The 5,914-nt window shown below is 63.4% G+C and carries 5 protein-coding genes; 1 reads left to right on the plus strand and 4 read right to left on the minus strand.

Going from position 1 to position 5,914, the window contains the following annotated elements:
• From Q0S16_RS05285 to Q0S16_RS05295, 3 genes are all read right to left on the minus strand, one after another.
• Positions 1-1,251, minus strand: a 1,251-nt coding sequence (locus Q0S16_RS05285) for an NAD+ synthase (protein ID WP_295845870.1), incomplete at its 3' end; no start/stop codon positions are given.
• 94 nt (positions 1,252-1,345) lie between these two features.
• On the minus strand, positions 1,346-1,705 hold the full coding sequence (locus tag Q0S16_RS05290; protein WP_295845872.1) for a diacylglycerol kinase: 360 nt from the start codon (positions 1,703-1,705) through the stop codon (positions 1,346-1,348).
• A 1-nt stretch (position 1,706) separates the two neighbouring features.
• Positions 1,707-3,095: a class II 3-deoxy-7-phosphoheptulonate synthase gene (locus Q0S16_RS05295; RefSeq protein WP_295845874.1), complete on the minus strand. Its 1,389-nt coding sequence runs from the start codon at positions 3,093-3,095 to the stop codon at positions 1,707-1,709.
• A gap of 141 nt (positions 3,096-3,236) precedes the next feature.
• Between Q0S16_RS05295 and Q0S16_RS05300 the strand changes: the two genes are divergently transcribed.
• Positions 3,237-4,166 carry an alpha/beta fold hydrolase gene (locus tag Q0S16_RS05300; protein WP_295845875.1) on the plus strand — a complete coding sequence of 310 codons (930 nt, stop codon included), beginning with the start codon at positions 3,237-3,239 and terminating at the stop codon, positions 4,164-4,166.
• Between the two features lie 368 nt (positions 4,167-4,534).
• Here Q0S16_RS05300 and gor read toward each other — a convergent pair.
• On the minus strand, positions 4,535-5,914 hold a 1,380-nt coding region (gene gor, locus Q0S16_RS05305; protein WP_295845877.1), incomplete at its 5' end, for a glutathione-disulfide reductase.

The following is a 5,914-nucleotide window of genomic DNA, read 5'->3' on the forward strand; positions in this document are numbered from 1 at the left end:
CGTGGCGTCGCCGACCGACATTTCCGACGTGTTGCCGGTGGTGACGACCATCGCGCCGGTCTTGTTGGAGATCGCCATCAGCAGCGTACCACGGGTACGCGCCTGCAAATTCTCCTCGGTGATGTCGCGCGGCAGGCCTGCGAAGGTGCCGGACAGGATCGCCTCGAAGCCGTTGACGGCCTGCGCGATCGGCAGCACCTCGTAGCGAATGCCAAGCCTGTCCGCCAGTTGCGCGGCATCGTCGAGCGACACCTGGGCTGTAAAGCGGAACGGCAGCATCACGCCACGCACGCGATCGGCGCCCAGCGCATCGACCGCAAGCGCCGCGCACAAAGCCGAATCGATACCGCCGGAGACGCCCATCAGCACGCCGGGGAAACCGTTCTTCTGCACATAGTCGCGCAGCCCCAACACGCAGGCGGCGTAGTCGCCTTCGTCGCCCTCGAGCAGCGGAGCGATCGGCCCGTCACAGCGCCAGCCATTGTCGCCTTTGACAAAGGTCAGCGTCGTGATGTTTTCGGCGAAGCCCGGCAGTTGCGCGCCAAGCGTGCGATCCGAGTTTAGCACAAAGGAAGCGCCGTCGAACACCAGTTCGTCCTGGCCGCCGACCTGGTTGAGATAGACCAGCGGCAGGTTGCTCTCCATGACGCGAGCGACCTGCACCGACAGCCGCAAATCGTTCTTGTTGCACGCATAGGGCGAGCCGTTCGGCACGATCAGGATTTCGGCGCCGGTCTCGGCGAGGGTTTCGACCACGTTCTCGTAATCCTCGGATTCCTCCATCCAGGTGTCTTCACAGATCGGCACGCCGATCCGCAGGCCACGGATCGTCATCGGCCCCGACACCGGCCCGCGGGCGAATACGCGCTTCTCGTCGAACACGCCGTAATTCGGCAGGTTGACCTTGAAGCGGATCGCCGCGATGCGGCCGTCATCCAGCAGCGCACAGGCATTATAGAGCTTGCCGCCATCGACCCAGGGCGAACCGATCAGCATGGCCGGGCCGCCATCGGCGGTCTCGCGCGCCAATTCTTCGATCGCGGCGCGACAGGCCGCCTGGAAAGACGGCTTCAGCACCAGATCTTCCGGCGGATAGCCCGCAATGAACAGCTCAGGCAGGACCAGCAAGGCGGCGCCATCCGCCGCCGCCTGCGCACGGGCCGCGCGCGCCTTGGCGGCATTGCCGGCGATGTCGCCAACGGTTGGATTGAGCTGGGCCAGTGTCACGAGGAAGCGCGCGGATTCTGTCATGGAGTTATTAAAGCCCGGGGGCTCGCCTTTCGCAATTGCGCGAGTTTCGCAGCGGCGTGGTCTCGTCCGAAAACCGGGACGCCACTTTTCGGGATCACGCCTGGAACACACCTATGCGTTCGCCGAGCGCGAACAACCAGGTGAGGGCAGCAATTACCAATGCGACGCCAACGGCGGCCGATCCCATGTCCTTGACCGCACCGATCTGCGGATCATGGTCGGTGGTGATGCGGTCGGCGAGCTTTTCGATGGCGGTGTTGAGCAATTCGACCGTCAGCAGCAGCAGCACCACCGCCACGAGCTCAATGCGGCGGGCGGAGGTGGTCCCGATCAGGAAAGACAACGGCACGGCGAGGAGCAGCGCAAACAGCTCCTCGCGAATGGCCTGTTCGGAGCGGGTGGCGAAGGTCAGCCCGTTCCAGGTGTTGATCAAAGCCCGCCACAGGCGCGTCAACTCAGAGGCCCGATGCGACCGGCATCGGCTCGACCTTGCCCACGCGCGACGTCTTCAGCAGCTCCGCGACCAGGAAAGCCATATCGATCGACTGTTCGGCGTTGAGGCGGGGATCGCAGACCGTATGGTAGCGGTCATTGAGGTCCTCGTCGCTGATGGCGCGCGCGCCGCCGGTGCATTCGGTGACGTTCTGCCCGGTCATCTCCAGATGCACGCCGCCTGGATGGGTGCCTTCGGCCGCGTGGACAGCGAAGAAGGATTTCACCTCGGACAGGATGCGATCGAACGGTCGGGTCTTGTAGCCCGAATTCGAGGTGATGGTGTTGCCGTGCATCGGATCGCACGACCACACCACCGAGCGGCCTTCGCGCTGAACGGCGCGGATCAGCCCCGGCAGATGGTCGCCTACCTTGTCGGCACCGAAGCGATTGATCAGCGTCAGGCGGCCGGGCTCGTTGTCGGGATTGAGCACGTCGATCAGCTTGATCAACTCGTCAGGCTTCAGCGACGGGCCGCATTTCAGGCCGATCGGATTTTTGATGCCGCGGAAATACTCGACATGGGCGTGGTCGAGCTGGCGGGTGCGGTCGCCGATCCAGATCATGTGGCCGGAGGTCGCGTACCAGTCGCCGGTCATGGAATCAACACGGGTGAAAGCCTGCTCGTAACCGAGCAGCAGCGCTTCGTGACTGGTGTAGAAATCCGTCGAGCGCAGCTCGGGATGGCTTTCCAGATTGAGGCCGCAGGCGCGCATGAAGTTAAGCGCGTCGGAGATCCGGTCCGCCAATTCCTTGTAGCGCCGCGACTGTTGCGAATCCTTCAAAAAGCCCAGCATCCACTGGTGCACGCTACCGAGATTGGCAAAACCGCCGGTGGCGAAGGCGCGCAGCAGGTTCAGCGTCGCCGCCGACTGCCGGTAGGCCATCAATTGACGCTGCGGATCGGGCACGCGGGATTCCGCCGTGAAGGCGATGTCATTGACAATGTCGCCGCGATAGCTCGGCAGTTCGACGCCGTTCAGTTTCTCCATCGGCGAGGAGCGTGGTTTGGCGAACTGACCGGCAATGCGGCCGACCTTCACCACCGGCAGCGCGCCGGCATAGGTCAGCACCACCGACATCTGCAAGAACGCGCGGAAGAAATCGCGGATGTTATTGGCGCCGTGCTCGGCAAAGCTCTCGGCGCAATCGCCGCCCTGCAACAGGAAGGCCTCGCCGGCGGCGACGCGCGCCAGCGACTTCTTCAGGTTGCGGGCCTCGCCGGCAAACACCAGCGGCGGAAAGGTCGCGAGCTGCGCCTCGACATCGCCGAGGAGTTTCAGATCCGGATAGGCCGGCATCTGCTGTACAGGCTTGCCGCGCCAGCTATCGGGCGTCCACCGCTCGGACATCGTATCACTCCTGAAAACCGTGCCTTCAGGCAGGCGCGGTGCCGCGTTATACACAGGGTTGCAGCGGATCGCCAACCGCAATCAATCTCCCTACATAAGTACTTGCAGCGAAAGCCAAATTCGCATTTGCTAGACCGTATTATGGCGCACACGATTACCCAAGTGGCGGACCCGGCGAAGGACGACGTTTTCGCCGACCACATCACATTTCCGGCCACCGACGGCCTTCTGCTGGGTGCGACCCTGTATCTGCCGCGCGGCGCCAGGAGTCACGCCGTGCTGATCAATTCCGCCACCGCGGTGCCACGCAAGATCTACCGGGGCTTTGCCAGCTATCTGGCCGGCCGCGGTTGCGCGGTGTTGACCTACGACTATCGCGGCACCGGTGACTCGCGGCCGAAATCGAAAGCGGGCAGCCCGCAACCGGCATCGCTGATCGGGTTCAAGGCCTCGATGTCCGATTGGGCCGCGCTTGACGTGACCGCCGCGGTGGCCTGGATGCGCGAGCGCTACAAGTCGATGCCGCTCGGCTTTGTCGGCCATTCGTTCGGCGGCCAGGCGCTGGGCCTGATCCCGAACAATGCGGAGGTCGAACGCGCATTATTCGTCGCTGCCCAGGCCGGTAGCTGGTGCCTGATGACGGCACCGGAACGCTACCGGATTTACGCACTGCTGAAATATATCGGCGTGCCGCTGACGCATGCGCTGGGCTACGCGCCGGGCCGGGTCGGTCTTGGCCTCGATCTGCCCCGCGACGTGTTTCTGGAATGGTCGCGCTGGGTGTTGAGCGACCGCTATTTTTTCGACGACAGCCAATTGCGCGCGCTGGCGAACTTTCCGCGCTATCGCGGCGCGTTGCGGGCGCTGGGTTTTTCCGACGATCCATGGGCCACGCCGGCGGCGATCCAATTGCTCTGCGCGGGCTTTACCTCGATACGGCCGGAGATCGACGTCATCACGCCGGCCGAAGCGGGCGCCCGGAAGCTCGGCCATTTCGGCTTCTTCCGGCCCGAACACCGCGACACGCTATGGCGCGGCGCGGCGGAATGGCTGCAGCGCGAACCGGATTGAAATTTCCCGCCTTCACCTCAGCAAGTCGTCCCGTGAAACCAGGGATGCACACACTTTACTTCTTTGCCTCAAGCGACGGCGACAAAGGCGTTCTCGCTTTGAATTACGACAGCTAGCGTCTGATCCGTTAGGATGAAATACTCATGTCCCGGACGCGGTGCGGCATTCTTATGCCGCTCCGCAGAGCCGGGACCCTACCAAGTGCAGAATTTCATGGCGGTCCCGGCTCTGCGGAGCACTACGCCTCCTTGCGGAGGCGCAATGCACCGCGTCCGGGACACAATTCGAGCAAACTGAATCTGACTCTACGAGTCGCGGCTTCACGGTGACGGCTCGCGGGGAGCTCCAGCGTCGTTATTGGCCTTAACCTACTCCGCTGCCTCGCGCACATAACGCGCGGTCGGAGTGCGCATTGTCACCAGTTCCTCGGCGGCACTGGGATGCACGGCGATGGTGGCGTCGAAATCGGCCTTGGTGGCTTTCATCTTGACGCAGATGCCGAGCACCTGGATCAGTTCGGCGGCCTCATGCCCGACCAGATGACAGCCGACGACGATGTCGGTGCTGGCATCGACGATCAGTTTCATCAGCACGCGGCTTTCGCTGCCCGACAAGGTCGCCTTGATCGGCTTGAAATTGGTCTTGTAGATATCGACATGGCTGAATGCCGCGCGGGCTTCCGCCTCGGTCATGCCGACGGTGCCGACTTCCGGCTGCGTGAATACAGCGGTCGCGATGTTGCTGTGGTCGACCTTCACCGGCCGTTTGCCGAACACCGTATCGGCGAAAGCGTGGCCCTCGCGAATCGCCACCGGCGTCAAATTGATATGGTTGGTGACGTCGCCAACCGCGTAGATGTGCGGCACGTTGGTCTGCGAGAATTCGTTGACGGCGATCCCGCCATGGGCAGATTTGACATCCACACCGGCCTTTTCCAAGCCGAGACCGGCGATGTTGGGATGGCGTCCGATCGCGAACATCACCTGGTCGGAGGCGAGGCTCGACCCGTTCGACAGATGCGAGGTGAATTCGTGGCCGTGCTTCTCCACCGCGTTGACGACGCAACCGGTGAGGATGGTGATCCCCTCCTTCTCCATCTCGCCGCGGACATGGGCCCGGACGTCCTCATCGAAGCCGCGCAAAATATTGTCGCCGCGATAGATCACCGTCACGTCGGACCCGAAGCCGGCGAAAATGCAGGCGAATTCCAGCGCGATGTAGCCGCCGCCCTGGATCACGATGCGTTTCGGCAAGGTCGGCAGATCGAACACCTCGTTGGACGAGATGACGTGCTCGATGCCCGGGATGGCCTGGCCATGATTGGGCGCGCCGCCGGTGGCGATCAGGATATGTTTGGCGCGCACGGCCTCGCCGGTGGAGAGACGAAGCATATGCGGATCCTCAAATACCGCGCGGGCCTTGACGGTGCGAGCGCCGGCCTTCTCGACATTGGCGGCATAGATGCCCTCGAGCCGGGCGATCTCCTTGTCCTTGTTGGCGATGAAAGTCGGCCAGTCGAAGGTCGCAGTCGGAATCGTCCAGCCGAAACCCGCAGCGTCGTCGATATCGCGGCGGATGTGCGAGGCATAGACCATCAGCTTCTTCGGCACGCAGCCGCGGATCACGCAGGTGCCGCCCATCCGGTATTCTTCGGCGACCGCCACCCTGGCGCCATGGGTAGCGGCGATGCGGGCCGCGCGCACCCCGCCCGAACCGCCTCCGATCACGAACAGGTCGACGTCGAATTC

This window comes from Tardiphaga sp. (assembly GCF_025356345.1).
Taxonomy (GTDB): Bacteria; Pseudomonadota; Alphaproteobacteria; order Rhizobiales; family Xanthobacteraceae; genus Tardiphaga.